The sequence below is a fragment of the Sphingobacterium sp. UBA1498 genome (assembly GCF_002325125.1).
GTDB lineage: Bacteria > Bacteroidota > Bacteroidia > Sphingobacteriales > Sphingobacteriaceae > Sphingobacterium.
The window spans coordinates 1-21,910 of sequence record NZ_DCRG01000031.1 but is presented as its reverse complement, the minus strand read 5'-3'; the positions used below and the strand labels follow the sequence as shown (position 1 = coordinate 21,910).

Annotated in this window: 27 protein-coding genes and 1 pseudogene; 3 read left to right on the top strand and 25 right to left on the bottom strand. The window is 39.0% G+C overall.

The genetic code is table 11. The features are described 5' to 3' along the window. Positions 1-88: 88 nt before the first annotated feature. The 6 genes and pseudogenes from B3139_RS17065 to B3139_RS17040 form a co-directional block, all read right to left on the bottom strand. Positions 89-406 (bottom strand): DUF1016 N-terminal domain-containing protein, encoded by a 318-nt coding sequence (locus B3139_RS17065; protein ID WP_293884748.1) that lies wholly within the window; start codon positions 404-406, stop codon positions 89-91. Between the two features lie 418 nt (positions 407-824). Next, the gene (locus tag B3139_RS17060; RefSeq protein WP_293884747.1) at positions 825-1,127 is read right to left on the bottom strand and encodes a hypothetical protein; all 303 of its coding nucleotides are present in this window, start codon (positions 1,125-1,127) and stop codon (positions 825-827) included. 302 nt (positions 1,128-1,429) lie between these two features. Beyond that, entirely contained in the window at positions 1,430-1,774 is a 345-nt protein-coding gene (locus B3139_RS17055) for a hypothetical protein (RefSeq protein ID WP_293884746.1), read from the bottom strand. 356 nt (positions 1,775-2,130) lie between these two features. Beyond that, a pseudogene (locus B3139_RS17050) lies at positions 2,131-3,052 on the bottom strand (nucleotidyl transferase AbiEii/AbiGii toxin family protein). After that, positions 3,045-3,839, bottom strand: coding sequence for a type IV toxin-antitoxin system AbiEi family antitoxin (locus B3139_RS17045; protein ID WP_153846609.1), 795 nt, complete (start codon positions 3,837-3,839; stop codon positions 3,045-3,047). Before B3139_RS17045 ends, B3139_RS17050 begins: the two are co-directional and overlap by 8 nt. A gap of 237 nt (positions 3,840-4,076) precedes the next feature. Then, entirely contained in the window at positions 4,077-4,379 is a 303-nt protein-coding gene (locus tag B3139_RS17040; RefSeq protein ID WP_293884745.1) for a hypothetical protein, read from the bottom strand. Between the two features lie 202 nt (positions 4,380-4,581). On the opposite strand from B3139_RS17040, the gene B3139_RS17035 reads away from it, so the two are divergent. Then, complete coding sequence (locus B3139_RS17035; protein WP_070570510.1) at positions 4,582-4,809, top strand: hypothetical protein; 228 nt, start codon at positions 4,582-4,584, stop codon at positions 4,807-4,809. Then, the gene (yidD, locus tag B3139_RS17030; protein WP_293884744.1) at positions 4,806-5,084 is read left to right on the top strand and encodes a membrane protein insertion efficiency factor YidD; all 279 of its coding nucleotides are present in this window, start codon (positions 4,806-4,808) and stop codon (positions 5,082-5,084) included. Before B3139_RS17035 ends, yidD begins: the two co-directional genes overlap by 4 nt. A gap of 199 nt (positions 5,085-5,283) precedes the next feature. Here the strand turns inward: yidD and B3139_RS17025 are convergent, their stop codons facing one another. The 16 genes from B3139_RS17025 to B3139_RS16950 all read right to left on the bottom strand — a co-directional run bounded on the left by B3139_RS17025 (position 5,284) and on the right by B3139_RS16950 (position 17,993). Then, positions 5,284-5,724, bottom strand: a complete 441-nt coding sequence (locus B3139_RS17025; protein ID WP_159729531.1) for a hypothetical protein — start codon at positions 5,722-5,724, stop codon at positions 5,284-5,286. Positions 5,725-5,735: 11 nt separating this feature from the next. After that, the gene (locus tag B3139_RS17020) at positions 5,736-6,785 is read right to left on the bottom strand and encodes a type I restriction endonuclease (RefSeq protein ID WP_293884743.1); all 1,050 of its coding nucleotides are present in this window, start codon (positions 6,783-6,785) and stop codon (positions 5,736-5,738) included. Positions 6,786-6,819: 34 nt separating this feature from the next. Beyond that, positions 6,820-7,056, bottom strand: coding sequence for a hypothetical protein (locus B3139_RS17015; protein ID WP_121127211.1), 237 nt, complete (start codon positions 7,054-7,056; stop codon positions 6,820-6,822). Between the two features lie 66 nt (positions 7,057-7,122). Beyond that, positions 7,123-7,710, bottom strand: coding sequence for a thermonuclease family protein (locus tag B3139_RS17010; protein WP_293884742.1), 588 nt, complete (start codon positions 7,708-7,710; stop codon positions 7,123-7,125). Then, positions 7,710-8,747: a TerC/Alx family metal homeostasis membrane protein gene (locus B3139_RS17005; RefSeq protein ID WP_293884741.1), complete on the bottom strand. Its 1,038-nt coding sequence runs from the start codon at positions 8,745-8,747 to the stop codon at positions 7,710-7,712. The genes B3139_RS17010 and B3139_RS17005 overlap by 1 nt, the downstream gene beginning before the upstream one ends. Before the next feature lie 9 nt (positions 8,748-8,756). Further along, complete coding sequence (locus tag B3139_RS17000; protein ID WP_293884740.1) at positions 8,757-10,268, bottom strand: helix-hairpin-helix domain-containing protein; 1,512 nt, start codon at positions 10,266-10,268, stop codon at positions 8,757-8,759. 3 nt (positions 10,269-10,271) lie between these two features. Further along, the gene (locus B3139_RS16995) at positions 10,272-11,756 is read right to left on the bottom strand and encodes a PP2C family serine/threonine-protein phosphatase (RefSeq protein WP_293884739.1); all 1,485 of its coding nucleotides are present in this window, start codon (positions 11,754-11,756) and stop codon (positions 10,272-10,274) included. A 2-nt stretch (positions 11,757-11,758) separates the two neighbouring features. Then, complete coding sequence (locus B3139_RS16990; RefSeq protein ID WP_293884738.1) at positions 11,759-12,802, bottom strand: TerY-C metal binding domain-containing protein; 1,044 nt, start codon at positions 12,800-12,802, stop codon at positions 11,759-11,761. Positions 12,803-12,817: 15 nt separating this feature from the next. Next, the gene (locus B3139_RS16985) at positions 12,818-13,456 is read right to left on the bottom strand and encodes a vWA domain-containing protein (protein WP_046674353.1); all 639 of its coding nucleotides are present in this window, start codon (positions 13,454-13,456) and stop codon (positions 12,818-12,820) included. Between the two features lie 2 nt (positions 13,457-13,458). After that, positions 13,459-14,097, bottom strand: coding sequence for a vWA domain-containing protein (locus tag B3139_RS16980; protein WP_293884737.1), 639 nt, complete (start codon positions 14,095-14,097; stop codon positions 13,459-13,461). A gap of 2 nt (positions 14,098-14,099) precedes the next feature. Then, a complete protein-coding gene (locus B3139_RS16975; RefSeq protein WP_293884736.1) occupies positions 14,100-14,711 on the bottom strand; it encodes a TerD family protein in 612 nt (203 codons plus the stop codon). A 5-nt stretch (positions 14,712-14,716) separates the two neighbouring features. Then, positions 14,717-15,271: a TerD family protein gene (locus B3139_RS16970; RefSeq protein WP_075991483.1), complete on the bottom strand. Its 555-nt coding sequence runs from the start codon at positions 15,269-15,271 to the stop codon at positions 14,717-14,719. Next, positions 15,205-16,080: a phosphoribosyltransferase family protein gene (locus tag B3139_RS16965; protein ID WP_293884735.1), complete on the bottom strand. Its 876-nt coding sequence runs from the start codon at positions 16,078-16,080 to the stop codon at positions 15,205-15,207. Before B3139_RS16965 ends, B3139_RS16970 begins: the two co-directional genes overlap by 67 nt. A 3-nt stretch (positions 16,081-16,083) precedes the next feature. Beyond that, positions 16,084-16,746: an HAD family hydrolase gene (locus B3139_RS16960; RefSeq protein WP_293884734.1), complete on the bottom strand. Its 663-nt coding sequence runs from the start codon at positions 16,744-16,746 to the stop codon at positions 16,084-16,086. Positions 16,747-16,755: 9 nt separating this feature from the next. Continuing rightward, complete coding sequence (locus B3139_RS16955; RefSeq protein WP_121127218.1) at positions 16,756-17,409, bottom strand: stress protein; 654 nt, start codon at positions 17,407-17,409, stop codon at positions 16,756-16,758. Between the two features lie 8 nt (positions 17,410-17,417). After that, positions 17,418-17,993, bottom strand: a complete 576-nt coding sequence (locus tag B3139_RS16950; protein WP_293884733.1) for a TerD family protein — start codon at positions 17,991-17,993, stop codon at positions 17,418-17,420. Between the two features lie 405 nt (positions 17,994-18,398). Between B3139_RS16950 and B3139_RS16945 the strand changes: the two genes are divergently transcribed. After that, complete coding sequence (locus B3139_RS16945; RefSeq protein WP_293884732.1) at positions 18,399-18,887, top strand: tetratricopeptide repeat protein; 489 nt, start codon at positions 18,399-18,401, stop codon at positions 18,885-18,887. 247 nt (positions 18,888-19,134) lie between these two features. Here the strand turns inward: B3139_RS16945 and B3139_RS16940 are convergent, their stop codons facing one another. The 3 genes from B3139_RS16940 to B3139_RS16930 form a co-directional block, all read right to left on the bottom strand. Continuing rightward, positions 19,135-19,800: a response regulator gene (locus B3139_RS16940; protein ID WP_182982653.1), complete on the bottom strand. Its 666-nt coding sequence runs from the start codon at positions 19,798-19,800 to the stop codon at positions 19,135-19,137. 14 nt (positions 19,801-19,814) lie between these two features. Continuing rightward, entirely contained in the window at positions 19,815-21,434 is a 1,620-nt protein-coding gene (locus B3139_RS16935; protein ID WP_293884731.1) for a tetratricopeptide repeat-containing sensor histidine kinase, read from the bottom strand. Positions 21,435-21,598: 164 nt separating this feature from the next. Beyond that, complete coding sequence (locus tag B3139_RS16930; protein WP_293884730.1) at positions 21,599-21,760, bottom strand: hypothetical protein; 162 nt, start codon at positions 21,758-21,760, stop codon at positions 21,599-21,601. Positions 21,761-21,910 lie beyond the last annotated feature (150 nt).

The window sequence follows — 21,910 nt, the reverse complement described above, 5'->3', positions numbered from 1 at the left end:
AAATGATTGAAATTGCCTATCAACAATATAAAGTATTAATCTATACCGATCACCAATATACAGTTGAGTCCGCCGATAATCTCAGACGCTACAAACGGGTATTTGCCCAGCTAAGTTTCGTTACGCACTGCGTAGAGGATTGGTCGAAGTCGGGGAAGGTCTGGTAAAAATGCCGCATATTCGGTAGATTGGCTTCTGAAAAACCTTTTCCTAATGCATCTGACAAATACTTAGAAAGGCCTGATACTACAAAATCACCATAGCTTGCACGGATATTGCCTTGCTGTTCTTGCTCCACAATACGCTTACCGATTTGCCAATAGGTGTGCACCATAATGGTAATAGGTCTTCTAATAATTTTACTAATAAAATTGATCTTGACTTTTCGATTAAAAGCAATTTCCAAGCATCTAAGAAGGTTTTTGGGGAATCTATTTACAGACTCTTCTAATAAAATCGCCTATTCTTTCTACTTATCTTACTCCTACGCTTTCGATTGAAAAATGGTGTAAAGTAATTAAAAAAACATTTATGCTTGATCTTTCTCCTAATCATTTATTTTCCCTACTTAATTATGCTAATTGAGTAGTAATAACTACAGTTATGCTCGAGGCACTTCGCTATTTTAAATAAAACGTAAAAAAGCCACGTCTCACGACCTGGCTTCTAAACTAAACTTAAACATATGATTCACTAGTGGTTTGCCTTCTTTTAATGGCAAACCACTAGTTATTGAATACTATTTATACGAATTGATCGATTTCGATACTTTCCAGTCATTGCCCACACGCTCCAAGGTAACTAAGTCCGTTTTGGTGAAATTTTCAAATTTTAGTGTCACTTTTAGCGACCATATAATCTGCAGATTCTTCTAAAATATCAGTGCTAACTGTGCAGTTCAGTTTCTCTCCTTTTTGCTTTTTCAATAGTTTAACTACGGCACTACGGCTGTTAGACTGCGCATTGGTAGCCTGGATCTTTTGATTGAAATCAGCTGCGAATAACTGCTCTACTCCTGCTGATTCTCCCTCCGTAGTTACCGCAACATAATGTTCCAAAGCGAAATCTGCGGTAGAAAGGTTAATGTTAGCTTTTGTTGCTTTTGCTCCAGGTCCTTCAGTTGCCATAGCGAAAGTTGATACTGCGATTAGGGCTGCTGCTGCGAATGTTTTTACTAGCGTTTTTTATCGAAATTATTTGTTTTTTATTTGATGATAAAGCTATCATGAGTGCTTTTTGAATACACTCATGATGGTTCATAATGTCTTTTTTATAGTGTTAGTTTTCAGTTCTTATTTGTTGACTCAAAACTACGACACAATACGCCCCTAGCCTATCGGCTTTAGACTAACGATCGGGAAAACTCGGTGAATGGCGGGAATGGGGAGGTGAATTTTATTTTAGCAATTTAAAAATAATCAAGTTCCTATTAAAAGAAAAAATAAACGCCAGTTTGCCTTTTCACAGCTTCTTCAAACAGGCAAATAATTTCTTCCATAAGCTCCTGAATACGATCTTCTTTTAACCTTACATTTTTTAAATATTTTAACCCTTCCTCCAACTGTTGCTTATTCGTAATAGCATCGTCTTCAAAATCATCTATTAAACAGCCTAGCATATTATTCAAATCTGAAAATACACCAAAAGCATCTAATTGATAAAATTGCGACTCTGAGAGAACTAACTGGATCAAATCATGATCTCCAGCTTCATTAAAATCCAATAACTCTTCTGCCCTTTTGTCTTTTGGCGTAACGATATAACGATTTTTCATATAACAGTAATCCTACGGTTGAAATGCTATGTTCTTTTAAAATACTTTATTGAGACAGCTGCCGTCATATCAAGTTATCAAAAAAAATTACTCCAATAAAACTATTTCAAATTGACTGTTGTTCTTACAATACAAACCGGCTACAAGCTACCTTTCGGAAGAAAGGTTCAACATAAAAATTGGCGTCGTACAGTGAAAATCCAATAGTCTTTAAAAGCATTGGATGACGAAACAAAAAAGAGGAAACGATAGGAAACATAAAAATTACTGTACAAATAAACGCTAACGGAAAGGGTCTGATGAGAATCAGGCCCTTTTGACGTAAAAAAGCCACATCTCTCCTATTCAGCTTGACTTTAAGGATATAGGACAGCTTCTAGATTTTTGTAAGCGGTAACGTGTTTATTCTCTGACATTTTATTTAAATTGATTAATCTCCATTTCACTGAAGGAAGTTCCGAGACTAAAGCTGCGTCCAATCCTAAGAGTGCCCAATCAGGTGTCTTATTTTTGACAGAGAGTAAAAATTTACGTTCACTATCAGTCATCTCCTTGTTGATATCTGCAATCAGTTTCTCCCGTACAGAAAGTAGCTCCTCTAAAGAAACTTCAATTTCTGCCATTTGCGCAAACTCCATTTCATATATACCTGAGATATCTTTTCGGTTTGGATTAAGCAGTTCTGCCATCGGTCGAAAATGACTTATTAAAAATACAAGAAATGTTTTTCGTAATTCTTCCGTTAATCCTTCATTTTCGTATAACTGTTTTACATCAAACAAATCACGGGGATGTTGACGATCTAGGGCAGCGCAAAGTTTACCAGCATACAGATCTGGGTGTGATGCAACTAGCATTTCAGCATAACCAAATTCTTTTTCAACCTGCGGTCGCACTTCCATTCTGACAGCTGGGAAAAGGCTTCCACGTATAACAGGAGATAGTTCTATTTTAACACGAACATCATTAAGTGAAACTATTATTTCGTAAAGAATTATCCTGTTGTAGTGTTGTATTTTGAACTTGGGCACCTGCAATCGATTTCTTTATGGAATCTGTTATTCTCGCTAATGCAGCTCTGATATTTTCAAGAGAGGCGTCGCGATCCTCCATTGGCAGATACAACAAATCGATGTCTACGGAAAGCCTTGGCAAATCTCTATAAAACAAATTAATAGCCGTACCGCCTTTAAGTGCAAAACAGTCTTCTTTATCGATTATAGGTAACAATCGGATCAATAAACGGACCTGCTCGGCATATTCTTCTTTCTTACTCATAAAAATCAGGAACAGTTATTTTATATTTCTTATTTAGTTTCCCACCTGTGACGATCACACGATTACCAGATCCAAAATCTATTTTCTCAGATTGAAGTTTTGTAAACCAGGTATGATTTTGACGCTCGGCAAGGTAAAAGAAAAGCCTACGAACTTTGATATTTGTGCACAGTTCCAATAATCTTTGGAGTGTCCTAGGAGAAAGCGTATTTAATCCTTGCATTAATTCATCCGCATGTTCAAATGATATATTTTGGGGAACTTGATTCATCACTTCCAAAATAGCTCTTTCAGGAATGGATATACGTAAGCCTTCCTTTGTATTTTTCCAACTGAAAGCTCTAGTAAACTCAAGTAATGCTAGCGGCCTTTCATCTTCAAAACTATTACCAAATAAATAGCCAGAACTATGCTTAAGAAATTTGATCCCTGTTGTAAGGTTATTTATCCATATGGGAAGATTATCCCGGCCATATAAATGAATCAAGCGTTGATTAGACATCGGGAGATAATGGGTCAGTTTCTGAAGTTCTAAAGCCGATAGGCCTCCAATGGTTAGATCTGTATCTAGCTGTTTCTGCAGGAAATAGACAATATCCCCCCATTCCACTTCTGCCCCTTCACGTTTATATACTCCATTTTTCACAGTTTCCAATAGTCGACTCTTCAATAAATTATCGATCGCATGGCCTGTGAGATCATTCTGCTGTAGCCAAGATCTGGTAACCAAAGCTCCCTCCGGCACTAATTTTAACACATCTTTCCTTCTCTGAGAATACATATTCATGTTTAAACTATTTAAATTTATCGGCGAAAAACGCCGATAAATCAAATATACATAAACTGATTTATTTAACAAAACTTATATTATCGGCGTTTTTCGCCGATAATAAAGAAATATATAAACAAGTAAGTCTTTTCGAAAAACAAGCATAATACCGTTATTCCTGATTTTAGAGAAATGGATGTAAAAAACTCATATTGATATCATGTTATCTGAATTGACTCGCCGAGATCCTCCGCTCTACAAAAAATACAGCGATTGTTGCCAGTCACCTAAGACAACCGGAGCATCGCCAATGGCCAAAATCGATCTTTTGATGCCATCGATCTCTTGCTTATCCAATTTGTTTTTCAGCCTTTGCAAGCGGACCTGATTTCGCCCGCTGGGCTTAATCAGCACCAGATCGGACACATCAAACTGCAAAGTGCCTTTGATAAGATCGTAAAACTGCTCATTGGCAAAACTCAGTGTAATAAAAATACTGATCTTGGTTCGTAAAAGCCAGTCTCCAGAGGTCAGATAAAATGCAAAAGCATTCCTCATCTTGACATGTTCTTTAATACAGTAGCTAGCCACCTGGTGCACAGGCATAACTTTTACGGGAAGCCGTAATAATCTGTAATTTTTTATTCTTAAAATTGACAATATTGTAAAATGGATTGCAATAAAACTCAAAACACATTGATTTTCAATATTTTATTATATAGCTTTAATTAAATCATTAACCCAATCAAATACTGATATTATGGAATACAAAGTAGTACCTTTTGTAGCATCGATAGACCCAAGGACAGGCACATCGGATCAAGTAGCAGAACAATTAGAAAACCTGATTAATCAGGGTGCATCAGGAGGATGGAACTATGTAAGACTAGAAAGCGTCACAACTTATGTACATGCCGAAAATGGTTGTTTTAATAATAAACCTGGATATACGACGGCAAGACAGATGGTGGTATTTTCAAGGCCATGAAGTCTCTCCTATTGACCGCGATCCGATTGTATTGGTTGATCATCCCACCGGAAAGAAGACGTAAGTGTATATTTAGGCATAGCTGCTCTAAATATGTATTTGACGTAACTAAACATGAAGGCTTTAGGGCAGGTAGGAAAGCATTGCTTTCACGCATGAGAACCTGTAATGGTCACTTTGACATAATCACGGATTATAAAAGTGGTGAGCGGATGATGTACCTGAAAGGCGGTGTACTGGTTGGCGAGGCGGAGATCGCGGAGAGGTTGTTGTAAATAGTTTAGGGATGGAACTTAAAAAGCATACCTATCTGTATTTTTGCGAACTAAATCAATACAAAAAGCCGAAGATAACTGAGAAAGTCATATACACTGTAAACAATAATCTGTTAAACCTCTCCGAGTGTAGGTAATTGGCTTTTTAAAGGTTGTTCAATAAGGCTTTATTGAACAACTTTTATTCAGTCCTGAATCTTTATTTGTGTTGCCAGCACCTTCCCCCACCTGACACTTTTCGCTGACACGGTCCTCCTTTTTGGGTTGGAGCACCACAGATGCCCGAAACAGGTTTAGTTGATCCCGAACTTTTTACGATATGTCTAACAGTAACACTGGAGTTGCCTGACTTCGAAACCAGCCGCTTACCGTCTTTTATAATATGAGCAGACACAGTATTCGAATTCGATTGTCGCGCAGTGACGGTCACTTTCATCTCTGTGAATACCGAGCGTGGAAAATCTTTCTTCCATGTTCCTTTATGACCATTCACATACACCGTAGTCCCTAGATCATCAACATAGTTAATGTCACATTCATCACATTCTGTTTCATAACCATATGTATCGTATTCCGATTCAGCTTTTTTACAGGCCATAGATAAAAATGAAATAAGAAATAACAATAGATACTTTTTCATAACACAGCTGATTAATAGTTAATGACGGTTTCCACGATCTGCTCTGAATATTTGTAGATATCATCCAATGAATCTAGATCATATTTAGCCTCCTTTTTGTCTTTGTCAAACAACCCGATACGCAGGCGATTGGGCGTAAAATAGAATCGACAGATCGGTTTGCGGTTGTTATCATCTAGTAAGATGCCGCAGTAGGACTGATTATCACGCATAAATATGCGACCTACCTCGATCTCTTTACGCAAAATAGATTTAATGATCAGGTATCCCTCAATCTCTTCCTCCGTGGTGACAATCAAGGCATCGGGTTCTGTCGGTGCAATTGCAGCGCTCTTTTCTTCGGCTTCAGTTTCTTTTTTGAGTGCGCTTTTTAGTCTTTCGGCGATCTGGTCGTTAACTATCTGTGTGAACACACGCTTTACCAATGGCGTAAACTGTTCCAAAACTTTTGCTGTAACAACACTTGGATAGGCTTGCTTCGCAAAAAAACGAACGAAATCGTCGCTTGGGTTTTGCATCTCGCCCATTGCTAAAATAGTCAACTCATTAAAGTACTTTAATTCGCTCGCAACGCTGGAAATGCTTTCGAGATCAAATTCTGTCTTATGGAATTTGCGCAATTCGGATACTTCATTGTCTTTGATATCCATAATCTTGAACTCAAAAAATGGCTTTTCGTCCATCTTATTCGGAGTAACCAGATCGGTGTAAAAGCGGTATTCTACGCCGTTCGTCAGCAAACCAAATTTAGCTTCTGTGGTATGGAAATAACGGAACAATTGTGAATTGTGTGGATCAAGCCCGTCCGCATAATGTTTGCATTCAATTAAGATAACAGGTTTGTCTTCACGTAATATCGCATAGTCAACCTTCTCCCCTTTCTTGATACCGATATCGGCAATAAACTCTGGTTGTACCTCAAACGGATCAAACACATCGTATCCCAATATCTTCAAAAACGGCATCACTAAGGATGTCTTTGTGGCTTCCTCTGTTTTGATCTGTGGTAAAAGTCGGTCAACTCGTTTTGCGAACTGACGAATCTCATCTTTAAAATCCATAATAAAATAGTTTTGTTAGCAATAAGTGGTTTCTTTAATCTTCCCAACCGCAAAGGGTTTTACCTTCTTTTTGTGCTTGCTCCCGTGTTGTCTTGATGGTTTTGGCACTGCACGACTTTAATCCTCTACAGTTTTCATTGAGGTGATATCGCTTCCCTTTGCCACTACCACAAACGTATACTGTATTCTTATCTGAACTTTCTTTCACTAGCGAAGCTGTGGTACCATCAAACCGCAAGAGGATAATAAATAATAGGCTTATCAATTTCATAATACATCAAAAATAATCGGATCAGCGCATCTTATTTTACGGTTTCCCGTAGTGACACATTTTACTTTAATAAGCCCATACACCCTTCTTACTTTCTCTAGCCTCATGCTGAAGCTTCACAAAAAGGGCTGTATGTTTTACATTGGGAGGATAGGTATCTACAACAGCAAATCCGCCTTTTACTAAATCAGCGTTCAGAAAAGTACCATCCAGCAAATAGATGTAAGCCAGCATCCGTCTATATCTGTCCTTTTTCTGAACATCAAGTTCGAGCTTCACCCACTTATTTTCGGTTAGTTTTTGCACATATTCTTTTGCTTCCTTCGCATAAGGTCCCTTTAATTTACCGCGGGAATTGCGCGTCTCTGGTGCATCAATTCCTATAAATCTGACCTTAAATTTTTCACTACCATTATTAACCCAAAAAGTGTCGCCATCAATGACCTTCGTAACATAAACTTCTTTTTGTTGCCACCGGTTGATCATTTCCTCCTGAAGTGGAGCAGTAGATTTCCCTTTTCCAGAGGCACTAATAAAATTTTGTTGAGTGACCTCAGTCGCCTGTTCACTTCCGCAATTAATAAATAAAGGTAATATGAAAAAGATGGCAACCAGTATTTGCCATCTTTTTCTAAATCTAACTAGCTTTTTCATTATGCCGAAATCTTTTCATCAGCTCCCTTTTCAGGAAATAGTATGGATACCAAAACAGATAAAATAAGAATTCCCCCTACAATGCCCAAAGAAACTGGTGAAGGGATATGATACCAAGGCGAGATGATCATTTTGACACCAATGAACGTTAAGATTACCGAGAGCCCGTAAGGAAGTTTGCTGAACATATGGATAAAATTGGACAGTAGAAAATAGAGCGACCGAAGTCCAAGGATGGCGAAGATGTTGGATGTGTAAAGAATAAAAGGATCCTTGGAAATAGCAAAAATAGCTGGGATAGAGTCGACCGCAAATAACACATCTGTAAATTCAATTACGGCAACAACAACCAAAAGCGGGGTTGCAAGTTTCATCCCGTTCTGAACAGTAAAAAACTTTCCTTGATCATAATTATCAGATACCTTCCAGAATTTCTTCACCAATCGCGCACCTGCTGTTTCGCTAAAATCCTCATCTTCATCGTCATCACCACTTCCCCAAGATTTGATCCCTGCAAAAACTAGAAACAAACCAAAGGCTGTCAACACAAGATTGATATTCCAAGGTAGAGCGGCCAGACCAAAGAAATCCAGTATCGGATTAAGATAGGTTACATTAATTAGGCCTACGCCTGCAAAGATGAAGATCGCCCGAAAGAGCAATGCACCCAAAATCCCCCAGAACAGTACTTTGTGATGTAATTCACGTGGCACTTTGAAGTAAGAAAACACTAAGATAAACACAAATAAATTATCTACTGACAAGGCTTTTTCTATCCAGTAAGCTGCCTGGAACTGGGTAAACTTTTCTATTGCAGTGGCATGCCCTCCAGCATCCTGATTAAATACATAATAGACAACACCGGAGAAAATCATTGCCAACGAAATCCAAACCACTGTCCATATAGTCGCTTCTTTGGAAGAAACAATATGGCTCTTTTTGTTGAAAACACCCAAATCCAGTAACAGCATGATAATGACTGTCAACCCAAATCCCCAGATTAGACCAGGATGTAATTGTAAAATACTTTGTTCCATTTTTATAAATTATTGATTAGTTAGCGTGATAAATAATAACCTTCCCCCCTCCTCATTGGACAGTAGAATCTTTTTGCCGTCAGTCAATTCAACCATTGAATTAATTGGTACATCTTTTTGCTCAGTCAGGTCCTTCATCCCCGGCAGGTTTTGGTTGACTAGCATCCATTTATTTTGGTAATAGGTAAAATACCCAACTGGTTGCTTATCCTCAGCGGTAAGGCTTTCATTCCGTATCACTTTACGGGATACATGCCATTTGAAAAGATATTGATTGTGATAGACCATTAGCCGATGTCCTTCGGGTTTCCATACAGTATCTTTAAATTTAAAATAGAGATCGATGACAGGAAGGCTTCCTTTATGCGCTGTACCACAGAATGGACAGATAGGTTTGGTAGAATTGTCAAATACGTACCACTTCTCATCACATTGTGGATTATTGCACGGCTGAATAAGGTCTACTGTTTTCAATAATGCAGTCTCCCACTCGTTGGCAATGGGACGCAACATAGGGTTGTGCAGGCCATCGATAAAAGCCCGTTTAAACAGATCTGCCAAATAGGGTCCCGTTTTGGTGTAGGAAAGCTTATTAGGGTTTCCCCAGAAGGATTCCCATTTTCTCAGCTGATCGGTCTTAACAGCATTCATTCGATCAGTAGGATGCTCAACAAACAGGGCTTTTTCTCCCATCGCCATTAGTTCATCTTTTTCGGCATCAAGATCCCAAATCTTACCACCCCGCAGTGGGTGCCGTCGCAACAGATACATATAAATCAGCACTGCCAAGGCATGAAGATCTGTCTTTTGATTAGGCAGTACCCGATCGGGATCATTAAGTTTAAGGTGTTTGGTCTTTAATACCTCTGGGGCAATAAAATCGGCTGTACCAATCACCTCAGGAGGGTACAATCCGGGGACAACCAAACCATCCAAATCAATGATATTGGCAGACTTACTAACAGGATCAATCAGCACATTATTATAGGATAGATCTGAATGGGCAAGCCCCATTTGATGCATTTTCTTGACGCCCCGACAAATATTAATAGCAATTTGAAAATAACTTAGCCAATCGCCTAATTCGGACTTATCCAAGGCGAGCGGATATTGTTGATGACGAAAGGATGGTGCAGTAAACCACTTTCCAACTTTCTCCCCTCCTTTTATCATCGCATTGGCACCATAACCCTTTGCAAAGAAAAATTTGGTATCATAGATAGGTACAATGACGCCTGTCTTGCCATCCTGTTCTACCGCATCATAAGGCCAGCGGTAGATTTCCTGCAAGAAATAATCACCTGCACTACCATTCTTAATATTGTCTAAATATAAAGTGACAATACGCTTTATCCGATCCCGCTGATTGAAGTCTAGGGTGTTTCGAAAAAAAGCAACCACGTATTTTCTATTGGGTGCGAAATAGACATCCTTAACACCACCTTGTTTGGGACTGCCGTCATCTATATACTTGTAAGTCCGAGACGGATCAATAATGGATTTTATAGTTATCGTCTTCATCTGTTAATAGATTATGGCTAGTGTTCTATCGTCGTGGTTACCTTTACTCCAGAAGTCAAGCCAGGTCAATAACTGATCCTTAATATGTTCATCTGTCAGAAAATCTACCTTTACACCGTCTTCATTTTGCCCACCTAGATCTTGTAGAAAAGTATTCCATCTTTCTTTATCTTCCAGTTTGTTTTCTGTAATAAATTTGGCATCATAGATCCCATCTGTCATCAACATCAATTTTGAAAAATCATCAAATCTATTGATCGCAAATCGTAATGGCATATCACTGTGACTGAAAATCTCTGGCATGGTAATAAAACGGGTTCCCCCACCAAACTCACCGATATCGAGCAGATTGAGTAAATGTACTTCCTGTAGATCGCCAATAACAACATTGATCGGGCAGTCACCGACACCAAATGTCAGGACCACGTAGCCAAAATCAAATTTTTTGACAAGCGCAAAAATCAATGTGGTATTGAGATCCTTCAATAGAATATCTTCCTGTTTGGCAAACTCCACTAGCTTTGCATGTACATCGCGAATAGATTTGTAAAGGATATTGATGATCGAAGATTTGACCTTGAGCAGGCATTCTTCAGTAGTCATTTCGGCTTTAGCAACCTCTTCAATTGGCTCATTGACAATATTTGTTGTGGCCGCGGAAACAGGTTGATCATCTTTTGGTACAGGCGGAACTGCTTCAGCGGGTGCGGTAGTATAGTAAGCCAAGCATAAATCGTTTAATTCGTGTAGAAGAACCTCGTTATCGAAAGTTTTAACAAGATATTCTGTAGCTATTTTAGATCCTTGCCGGGAAAATTTTGCCGAACCAGCTCCGTCCGCAACGGCCACGACGGCCCAAGCTTCAGGCAGTGCAGACACATAAAAATGATCATCACGAAAAGAACCTTCGTGTGCATGCGAGCGTCCTCTTTGTGAGGCAACAACTATCCGCTTGTCGAGAAAGGCTCCAGCATATTTATCACTGTCCGCCTTGGCGTATAGATCATTTTGATTGCTCGGTTTATTCAACCAAAGGTCCTTAGGATCAGCATTGACAATAAATGGGATGATCTTAATGTCTTCCGTTGGATTTTCTTCTAGAGTATTAATAAAAACCAAGTGCAAATCCATAGTAAGTGCCATGTTTGGCACTCCACAGATACTTGAAGTCTCCGGATCAAAGGTTAAACCAACCTTATCCAGATTTTTGATCTGTTGGATGCGAATATTGGGAAATTGAGCTAGGTCAAAACTATACGCATAGTGTTTTTTCGCATTAGCATTAGTAATGACCAGTTGCGCTTCTTTAAATTCTTCCTTCTCTCTATACATTTGAAATATCGCTATTATCTGCTGTTTTAATGAATTAATATCCCTTGCTAATGCATTGATCTTCGCATTGTGCATCAGTTTGGCCAGCGTATTATCAACGACCTTGTTCTGCTCTACTTTAAATTCGTCCAGCAGTTGTTTTAAAATTGTTTCCACGATTAACCTAAAGTTCTATTAATATCAAATCCGCCACCTGAGGCACCATAAAAGCCAATATTGCCACACCAAGGGCATGTATTTTCGCCATCACCTTTGATACAATGTATTCCACCACAGGAGCAGCTGGCGAGACCAAATTGGTTACCGCAACAAGGACAATTGGGATTACCATACAGCTCGTCGGTTGATACCTTCAAGTTAGAATTGTCAAGTCCAGAATAATCACGATAGGCGTTTTCATCTATTTTATAAGCTCCTTGTACACGATAAACTCGGGTAGATAAGTCCATTATACCTGAATCTTCTATATCACGCCTAAATTTGATCAGATATGACTTATCGGTATTTGAACATTTTGCATTAACCACGACAAAATTATCATCCACAATCTGATGCATTCTAACTGTATCAACTTTCTCAATCACCTCAGGAGTGCTTTTCGCTAAATTTATTGTATCAGTATTACTATTGGTCACTTGCTCACTTGTCGCTTTGATGGAAGCTGTCACCCATTTAAAAAACTCTTTGTATGACTGCGCACCGCTATTATTAAAACGCAACACATGTGGGGTCAGTTGCTCCAGTAATCCATAGTTGGTATTATCTCCTATTGAGATCGCGATTAGATTTGCTTTGCGTTGGTATACTGTATTCCACTTTTTGATGGCTTCTTCTGTATCATCTGTCGGTACACCGTCCGTAAACAAAAATATAATGGGTTTCCAATCACCTTTTCGTTCATAGGTCGTCGGCATTAACTCGTTATCAATGGAGCGCATCAGTTCTGTCAATCCACTGGACAGCGAGGTTCCACTACCAATGGGCAATTTTTGCGGATAAAAAGTGATCACATCCTGTAAGGGTGTAATGACCTTGCTTTTACCGGCAAAGCCAATGATGGATATCCATACAGTTTCGAGTGCAAAAGGATCAGTTTTGAGTGTCTGAATGACGGTACCAATACCATCTTGTACTTGTTCTATAGGTTCGCCGACCATAGATTCAGATACATCTATCAAGAAATATACAGGTAACCTTCTCATGATTAATTCAAAGTTTTAAATGATAATATTCAATTCGTTCGGTGGAGGTGGAAGTGTCAGAATTTCGCCAGTACCTTGAGATTTACTGCCCATTTCAATTGATGAACTCACCCATCGAAAGAAGGTTGTCAATGTATTACTATCGGTGGTATCCAATTTGACAACTTCATCCGTCAGCTCCTTTAAAAAAGAAACTTCGGCTTTAGGACCAGCTGCGCAACCAACAATAATTCCAAAATCCATTGCTTTGATTTTGGGAATGCACATCCGATATTTCTGAATATCGGATGGCTTTCCATCGGTAAAAACAAAGAGCAAAGGCTTCCAGTCACCCTTTCGTTCGGTCGATCCCTTGACCAGTTCATTGTCTATCATTTTAAGCAACATTTCGAGTGCCTCTCCTGTATGAGTTGGGCCGCTTTCGGGGCAATGTATTTCTACTGGCTGAAAGCTTGCCAAGTCGGTCAAAGGAACTAGATTATGAACTTCACGATCAAAGGTAATGACACTGATATGCAAGGAATCCATAGCCTGTGGATCCGTACGGAGCATACTAATGAGCCCATTAAAGCCATTATTCAATGCTTGTATGGGCTCACCACGCATAGATCCTGAGGTGTCGAGCAGAAAGTAGGCTAATAATCGTCTGTTCATAACTAAGCTACTATAACTAACTCCGATGGCGGTGGTGGTAGCTGATCCAATCCAGTTACCTCTTTTCCTGATTCCTCAACTTTGGTCGATGTAGTGGATATGGAAGCCGTTACCCATTGAAAGAATTTTGAGATGCTTTCTGAATCTGCACTGTCAAGACGTACTACAGAATTAGTAATTTGTCTTAAAATGGCATCATCAGCCCCCTGTCCGGCTGCACAACCGACAATCAACCCTTTATTAACAGCCTTTAGTTTGCTATACCCTTGCTGCCAATTATCCGTTGGGATACCGTCGGTCATAACGAAAATCAGCGGCTTCCAGTCACCTTTCTGTTCCAGTGTGGTCGTGGTTACCTCTGTTTCCAGTTTATCAGCAAGTAAGGACAAGGCTGCACCCAAGGAAGTCACACCTGAGGCTTTAATATCAACCATCTGGAAGGATGCCAAATCGGTCAAGGGTACAATCTGCCTAGCGTCAGAGTCAAAAGTGATAATACTGACAAAAGCGGTCTCAATCGCTTGAGGATTTTGACGTAGGGAATGCATCATCATCTGTACACCGTTTTTAACGGCTTCAATTGGTTCTCCGGTCATTGAGCCAGAAGTATCCAATAATAGATATACGGGAAGTCTTCTCATGGCTATAAAAATTTTTGCTGAACGGTTTTAATAGTCTCTTCCAACTTACGGTCTTTAGTAGGCTCTCCAATGGCATTAAATTTCCATGTACCATTGCGTTTATAAAATACGCCCAATACCATGGAGACGTGCCCAGAAAAGCCCTCACCTTTAGCAATATTGTAGGTCGCAAATACTTCATTAACCCGGGAAGGTGTACCCTCATAGATCCGGATAGAGGCAAAAGGAATAGTCCCGAAATCATGCCCACGATAACTGTTGAGCACAAACGCGACATGAGTTACTTGACTATTAAGCTTAGAAAAATCAACCGTAATGATTTCATTATCCAAGCCATCATCGCCATCCATGTCTCCTGTCAAATCGTCGCCACTATGACTAATGGCCCCATCTCTAGATCGTAAACTCCCGAAGTACACAACATCAACATTATTTTTAGATTCATCGAAAAGAATACAACTGGCGTCTAGATCTACCGCTTCTTTGTCTGTTCCGCCGAGCCAATTTTTCCTTTCAATAGCTCCCCAGTTCACACCCACACAAACATTTTGCAATACTGTACCATTACCTTTCTGAAGGTTGATACGTTGTCCTTTTTGAAGATTAATTCCCATTTTCCTTAATTGTATTTTGTTAGATAGTCTTCCAATCCACCCTTCATGCCCATACCCACAGCTTCAAATTTCCACTCACCATTCCGTTTATAAATACGGCCAAACTCGACAGCAGTCTCTATGGAGAAATCCTCTTCCAATTCGTATTTCAATAGTTCCTCATTGGAAACAGTGTCGAGAATACGCATAAAGGAATTGCGTACTTGTCCAAAGTTCTGACCTCGCGATATTGCATCGTGAATAGTAATGACGATGCATATTTCTGTCGCTGTATCTTCAATCTTCGCTAGATCTACGATGATTTGTTCGTCGTCTCCATCCCCATCTCCCGTAAGATTGTCACCAGTATGAACTACTGCCTCATTTGGAGATTTTAGGTTGTTGTAAAAAATAAAATGTTGATCTGAAAGGATCTTTTTGTCTTCTCCAAGAATAAATACCGAAGCGTCCAAGTCAAAGGCACTTCCAGTGGAAGAACTATTGGTGTCCCACCCTAGGCCGATTGTAAATTTGGGTGCATTGATGTTCTCTCTTTGCCCTTTTTGTAAATTGATTGCCATGATTTATGTTGTTTTAGTTTTATAATATTCTGTTGGTAATGCACTATAGTATGGTAGTTATTGCTAATTGCTAGATCGAACAATTCACAGCTTTTTTCTACCGGGATTTGATTGACGACCTGGAAAAAATCTACTTCATTTAACAAGAGTAAATATTTAACCAAGCGTGTATTGAAGTGAAAACTACTACTGTTAATAATCCGTACAAGGTCGCCCGGTGATTTGACATCAAAATAATTGTACGTATTCTCGATATTGGGATGGATAGAATGGTTGACGAGCTCAGCATAATAGACAAAGAAAAAAGTCCCCTGCACGTTATGATCTTTTAGTATTTTTTCAACTGTCAGTTCGTGGCTTCCAGTGATTTTGATATCATCTAAAAAAATACAGAACCTATCTGCTATAAAATCCCGATCCAAATGATAGGTATCGTTGGCAATAAGTTTCAAGCGTTGTTCAGAGTCCATATTTCCATAGTCCTCCACATAGGTCTGTTTGCGATGGATCTTACTTTCTTTGCATGCGGCCTTGCCATGCTGAAACAAAAATCTATTTAACTCCCGTTTGAAATAGGAACATAAAAAATTGGATGCTGTCGGAATGGAGTTATATGGACTAGGCAGTAAAATAATCTCTTCTTGTTCGAGAATCAAATTCTTATGCTTTGCCAAAAAACCCATGCACAGTTCTTTTGCAAACTTCTCGGCATAAATCGTCTCTCCAAACTTAAAGCGACTGTATTCCATTTCTGAAAAAGGACATACATGCTGATGTTCAACATGATGTAAGCTATATCTGTACATCATAATTTATTGGATTAATATTGCGTTAAAACCATAATTGATAGCGCCATTATAATCTGCTTTTTGATTATCACCTATATGGACAATATCTTTTTTCTTGATCGTTCGCTGTTGTCTTATTTTTTGGAAAACAAGTTCAAAAGCTGTATTATTTGGCTTGGAAACCCCTATTTCATCTGAATAAAGTTGAAAAGAGAAGAAATCCGATAGCTCATAATATTCGAGTACCCGACGTAACACGGTACCGTCTAGAAATGCAGTATTGCTTAAAAGACTTAGGGTCTTCCCCTTGGAAACTATTGTTTCGAATACGCTTTTCTGATTATCATTCAAGAGAACAGGCTTATATTCCCAAAAAAGAATATCGACTTCCCTCGTGAATTCCGTCAAACGCTCTTTGAGATCTGTATCGAGATCAACCCCTAATTCACTTAAAATCAAACAGTAGATAAACTCACGATCTATATGTTTTCCTGTTATCTCACTGATCTGATTACTCAAAATATCGTAATGCCGGACGACTTTACCTATATCCCCGATCTTTTTATCGACGCAAAAGAAATCCCGTAGCAACATATTTCTCTTTTGTTTGAAATGAGGATTTGATTTGATGAGTGTAAGCCATAGATCAAAAGAATAGTGTTCAAATAATGACGTATCAATAACCATAATGATTTCCTATTTTGATCCGGCCGTCCATTGCATTCCCCATCGGTAAGCCTTGTCACAGTCTCCATGCGAATTATGGAAAGTCACCAGCTTTCTGACAGTGATTGAATTTTGAGAAAAGAGTATTTCAGCAATCGCACAGAATTTGCTGTGACTGGATTGTGCTCCCATCTGTACTTCTATTTCCGCATTACCAGGGACCTTTACAGTGACAACACCATTTGTTTCTTGCCAACGTGCTGCCCCTTCGTAAATGAAACAGTAGATAACCATCCGTTTCAGGTCCTTGAGTCCAGCCGGATTTACAATGATATTTTCGCCGGAACCAGAGCTGCTCCCTCTATCATCACCAGTATGCCATATCCAGGGTTCAGCCACATAACGTCCTTGCCGGGTCAAACGATCCTTGGTCCCTCCCTTGCCACCGGAAAACTGAAGACCATCGATAACAGTTTTCTCTCCGTTATTCAACTCATAGAAACATCCCAGATCCAGGTCGATATCCTTACTGAATAAACTTCCAAATATTCCCTTTTTTGTTCCTTTTGACCAATTCAAATTGATATTGATCTCCTGTGTAATTGGATTACCTTTTTTTGATAAGTCAATAAAATGCGAGTCACCTTTCTTTTCAAGGGTGATTTTCTCTAGGTTAATAGCCATAATTTATATTATTTTATAATTTGTCCTTTATAATATTTTGACAGGAAGAAGGCTAGATCTTCTTTATAGCCCATACCAGAAGCTTCAAATTTCCAGCTATCATTGCGACGATAAAGACGCCCGAACTCAACGGCAGTTTCAAGAGAAAAATCTTCTCCTAATTCGTATTTCGCAACTTCTTGTCCATTGCTATCATCTACGATTCGTATGTAGGAATTTCTTACCTGTCCATAATTTTGCCTGCGGGCAATCGCATCATGGATGGTAACCACAAAGGATATCTCTGTAATTCGTGAATCTACTTTTGATAAATCAACTTGAATACCTTCATCATCTCCATCGGCACTATTTCCACCGGTTGGATCATCACCTGTATGATGAAGTGCGCCATCTGGAGAATCTGTATTTCCATAAAAAATAAAGAAAGGTTCAGCCGGTATCTGTTTGAATTGATCAATCATAAATGCGGATGCATCTAAGTCAAAATCATTCCCTGTTCCTTCATTAGGATCCCAGCCCAATCCTATGGTAATCTTTGTAAGTCCAACTTCGATCCGTTGTCCTTTTTGTAGGTTAATAGCCATATTTATCTGCTAACAAAAGTTTAGTTAATTTGGCGAGATAAACTATGATGTACACAGTATTACCTCGCTGAGAACAAAACTAACTAGATCAAAGCAGCGTTCTTTACGGGAAACCGTAGCTCATAAAAATTAAATCAGAATCTTAACATGATATTCAAAATATGATATTACGTAAAAATAGTAAACTACATTTCAGTATCTTACAAGCTATTTTTACTATCATTTCGTCTTATAATATTGTCAACAGAAGTACTTTAGATAAAACAATTACCTTATATTCTTGAGATAAGCAGCAATACGATAAATACCGCTTTAAAACTCAACGTAATCGACATACTGAAAGAGGATTTTTTCAAGAATTTTGATACCTTTAGAAAAATAACATCCAGCAATTTATTAATCTATATGAGTGCAAATGTTCCTATTGTAAGGTCAGTGTCCTGGCCAGCTGTTTTAATCCTTATTGTCTTCTGGATGGTCCTGGTGGTAGCTTCCTTATTCTTATTCCAACTTGAGGGTGTGATGGTCGCCTCAGTCCTTTTTTTCATTTTAGTAACAGCATTGCAACAGCTCATTCCAAAGAGCCATAAAAAGGGAATGAAAGCAGTCAAACAGAATGACTTTAAAGGTGCGATTGAATATTTTAAACAGAGTGTCGATTTCTTTACAAAAAAAGAATGGCTAGATAAATATCGAGCAGTTACCATGTTTAGCGCTTCAAAAATGAGCTATCGGGAAATGGCGCTCTGTAATATTGCATTCTGTTATTCGCAGATGGGGCAAGCCGAAAAAGCAAAAGCGCTCTACGAAGAAATTCTGCAAGAATACCCCGAAAATGGAATCGCTTACTATGCGCTAAACTCAATAAATACCTTTTCAAATCCGGCAGATTAAAAATAGTGCATTCAGATAGGGCGCTCATAAGCCTAGCTTTACAGATAATCATGAAACAAATAAAGGCTATCCTACGATAGCCTTTTCTCATCATCTTATTGGTTAAAATATGGCACTAAATATCTTGAATGCATTAGATATCGTTTTCACAAATAATCCTACCTCGTTATTTATCTTGCTTTCACAAAAGTAGCATGATACACCCAAGAAACTTTACGGAAAACCGTAATCCTATATAAGAGATTATTTATATGAAGCCTAATTCTTTACAGTATGCAACAAGCTGTTCGTTTTTAGTATATCCAAGTACATCCTTCATGAGATTGAGCCGTTTCTCAATACTACTCAGGCTCGACGGCCGAATATCACGTTGCTGGAGATACTCGGGCATTTCCTTTTGGGATACACCTTCGTACAGGAGTTTAATGATATGTAGGTCAAACTGCGTAAACTCATGCGAGTTCTGCTCCTGAATGAATTTTTTACTGTCGGGCGATTGGTACGTGCGGTTCTGATCAACAGCTTGCAACGCCTCGCGCAGATGTTGTCCATCGCGGCGTGCTTTACGTACCAATCCATCGATCTCGTTATTCTTGAACATATCATTGATCAAAGATGAGCGGTCCTTGGCCGTCAGCACAATAACCTTGATATCTGGCTGTACAAGTTTGACGGCTTTGATCAGAGAGAGTCCATCTTTTATCTCCTGCGGACTATCATCATCTTCAAATTCGATATCCGTAATGAGTAGGTCATACGGTTCGCCATCGCGGATCGCATTTTTAATCCAGGTGAGTGCATGGTCGCAATAATAAACGTATTTGGTATTGTGAATACCGAGGTCGTGTAGGGTTTTCTGCACGGAAATGTTAGCTATCTCGTGGTCTTCGGCAATGAGTACTTTCTTAAACATACATTATTGTCTTTTTATAATGGGATAACGGTCGTGATATTGAGCCCTTTTCCCGGTTCATTCACAAAGGTAATTTTACCACCAAGGCTTTCAATACGGGAAACCGTATTCGCTAGTCCTTTTCCTTTAGATTTTTCTTCAGGGATTCCAACACCATTATCCTTATAGAATATGTTAAGCTGTTGGTCTGTTATGTCAAAACGTACGACGACCTGTTCGGCCTGACTATGTTTCTTCATATTGACCATCAGCTCCTGAAGCACATGCTTCACTTCATCCTTAATACGTTTGCTAATATCGTCCCATTGTTCGGCATCATTACCGGCGATTAATACCTTCCGATGGTCAGCGGCAAAGGATTTGAGTAAGCTTGCCAATTGCTCGTTATAAGGTATCTCTGTGATCGTTTCCTGTTCGACATCGTGCGAGATATCGCGCGACTGGTGGTACATATTTTCCAGTTTATCGAGCACACCATCGCGGTCCACCTCATCGCCATGTTCGATTTCCGACATCACCCGGTAGATACCATTGGCCACGACATCGTGAATCTTTTTAGAAAGATGAAGCTGTGTTTCTTTGACGCGGTTCTGTGCTTCGAGTTCAAGACGTTGCTTGCGTCGTTTGTACCAGAGGGTACCGCCGCCCACAGCCAACAGCAGTAAAAAGATACTTGCGCCGGTAATGGCTCGTTGTCTGACCAGACGGTTTTGCTTTTCGGCATTTTCTTTTTCCAGTCGCAGGTTATCGGCTTTATTTTTTTCGACTTCGTAGCGGATCAGGGCGAATTGGTTTTTGGCAGCAGAGCGCGCTTGTTGGATGCTGTCGTTGAGTGCCAAATAGGTAGACAGATAACGTTGAGAATTCGATGAATTGGTTTGAATTAGGCCCCTTAACGCGTTCAACTGATCATCCGCACTATTTATGACAGTTGCTATTTCATATTGCTTATGCAGATAATAAATCGAGGAATCCGAATTTTTATTGTCATAGTATTTAGCTAAACTCGCATAACTTGAATTCTGACCCCAACGATCTTTTTGACTAGTCCTTATCGCTAAAGCTTTATGATAATCCGGTACGGGATTATAGATGTTGTCTGCCATCCATTTTGTTTTGGCTAAATTATTTAAAAACTTGGCGTAGTCCGTTGTTCCACTCGGGACTTTTGACAAGATTTCTTCGGAAAGCTTAATTGATTCGGGATAGCGTTTAGCATTTCTTAAACAGACGGCAAGATTATTTTTATATATTAGTGTATTTTCGGGATTAGTGGAATATTTTATAGCCTGATGATAATAAGGGATAGCTTGGTTATATTCACCTAATTCATCTGTAGCATTAGCAATTGTATTATAGGCATAACATAAAAGGGAATCTGTATTTAATTTGGCAGACTTAAAGTAGTTAACAGCCATTATAGACATTTCTTGTGCGCCAAAGAAATCTCCTTCATCGTATTGAAATATCCCAATAAAAACCATGCATTTTGCCGTTCCTAAACTATCTTTTTCCTGCAAGAATCTATCTTTGGCCAATTCAAAATAATAATAAGAGCTATCCCTATTATTGGTTTGCAAAAATGAAAAAGCATAATCATAATATCTATTTTCATTTCTTATCACCTCTTCCATTTTATGGTTGGTACAAGAAATAGCAAAGATTGAAAATAGGAGAAAAATAGTTTTTTGCACGGCTATATTTTTCTCGAATTTATTTAAAAATTTTGGTAAATCAATTCTTAAATAAACAAGGGAACTGATTGAAATCAGCTCCCTTGTTTATTTAAGAATTAACTTCACTTTTTAGGAGGGAACGGATTCCCCTTATCTCCCCCATCCCCAGGATCTGTAGGAGGCTGATCAGTATCTGCCGTTTGTACTGTTGGAGTTCCAGTGCTTGGTTGTGAATTAGACGGTTGACCAATTCCAAATAATAGATATAACAAAAAGCTTATCATCGCTCAAAAAATTTAAAAAGTTGAAAAAATGAGTAGGCCCCGTGCACCATGCACGGGATTGCTACAAATGTTTTCAGAAGGCCTTCTGAATTTTTTGGGAAGTAAGAGTGTCAATCGCGGGAGGCAGAAGCTGCTTCCCAAACCGGCTAA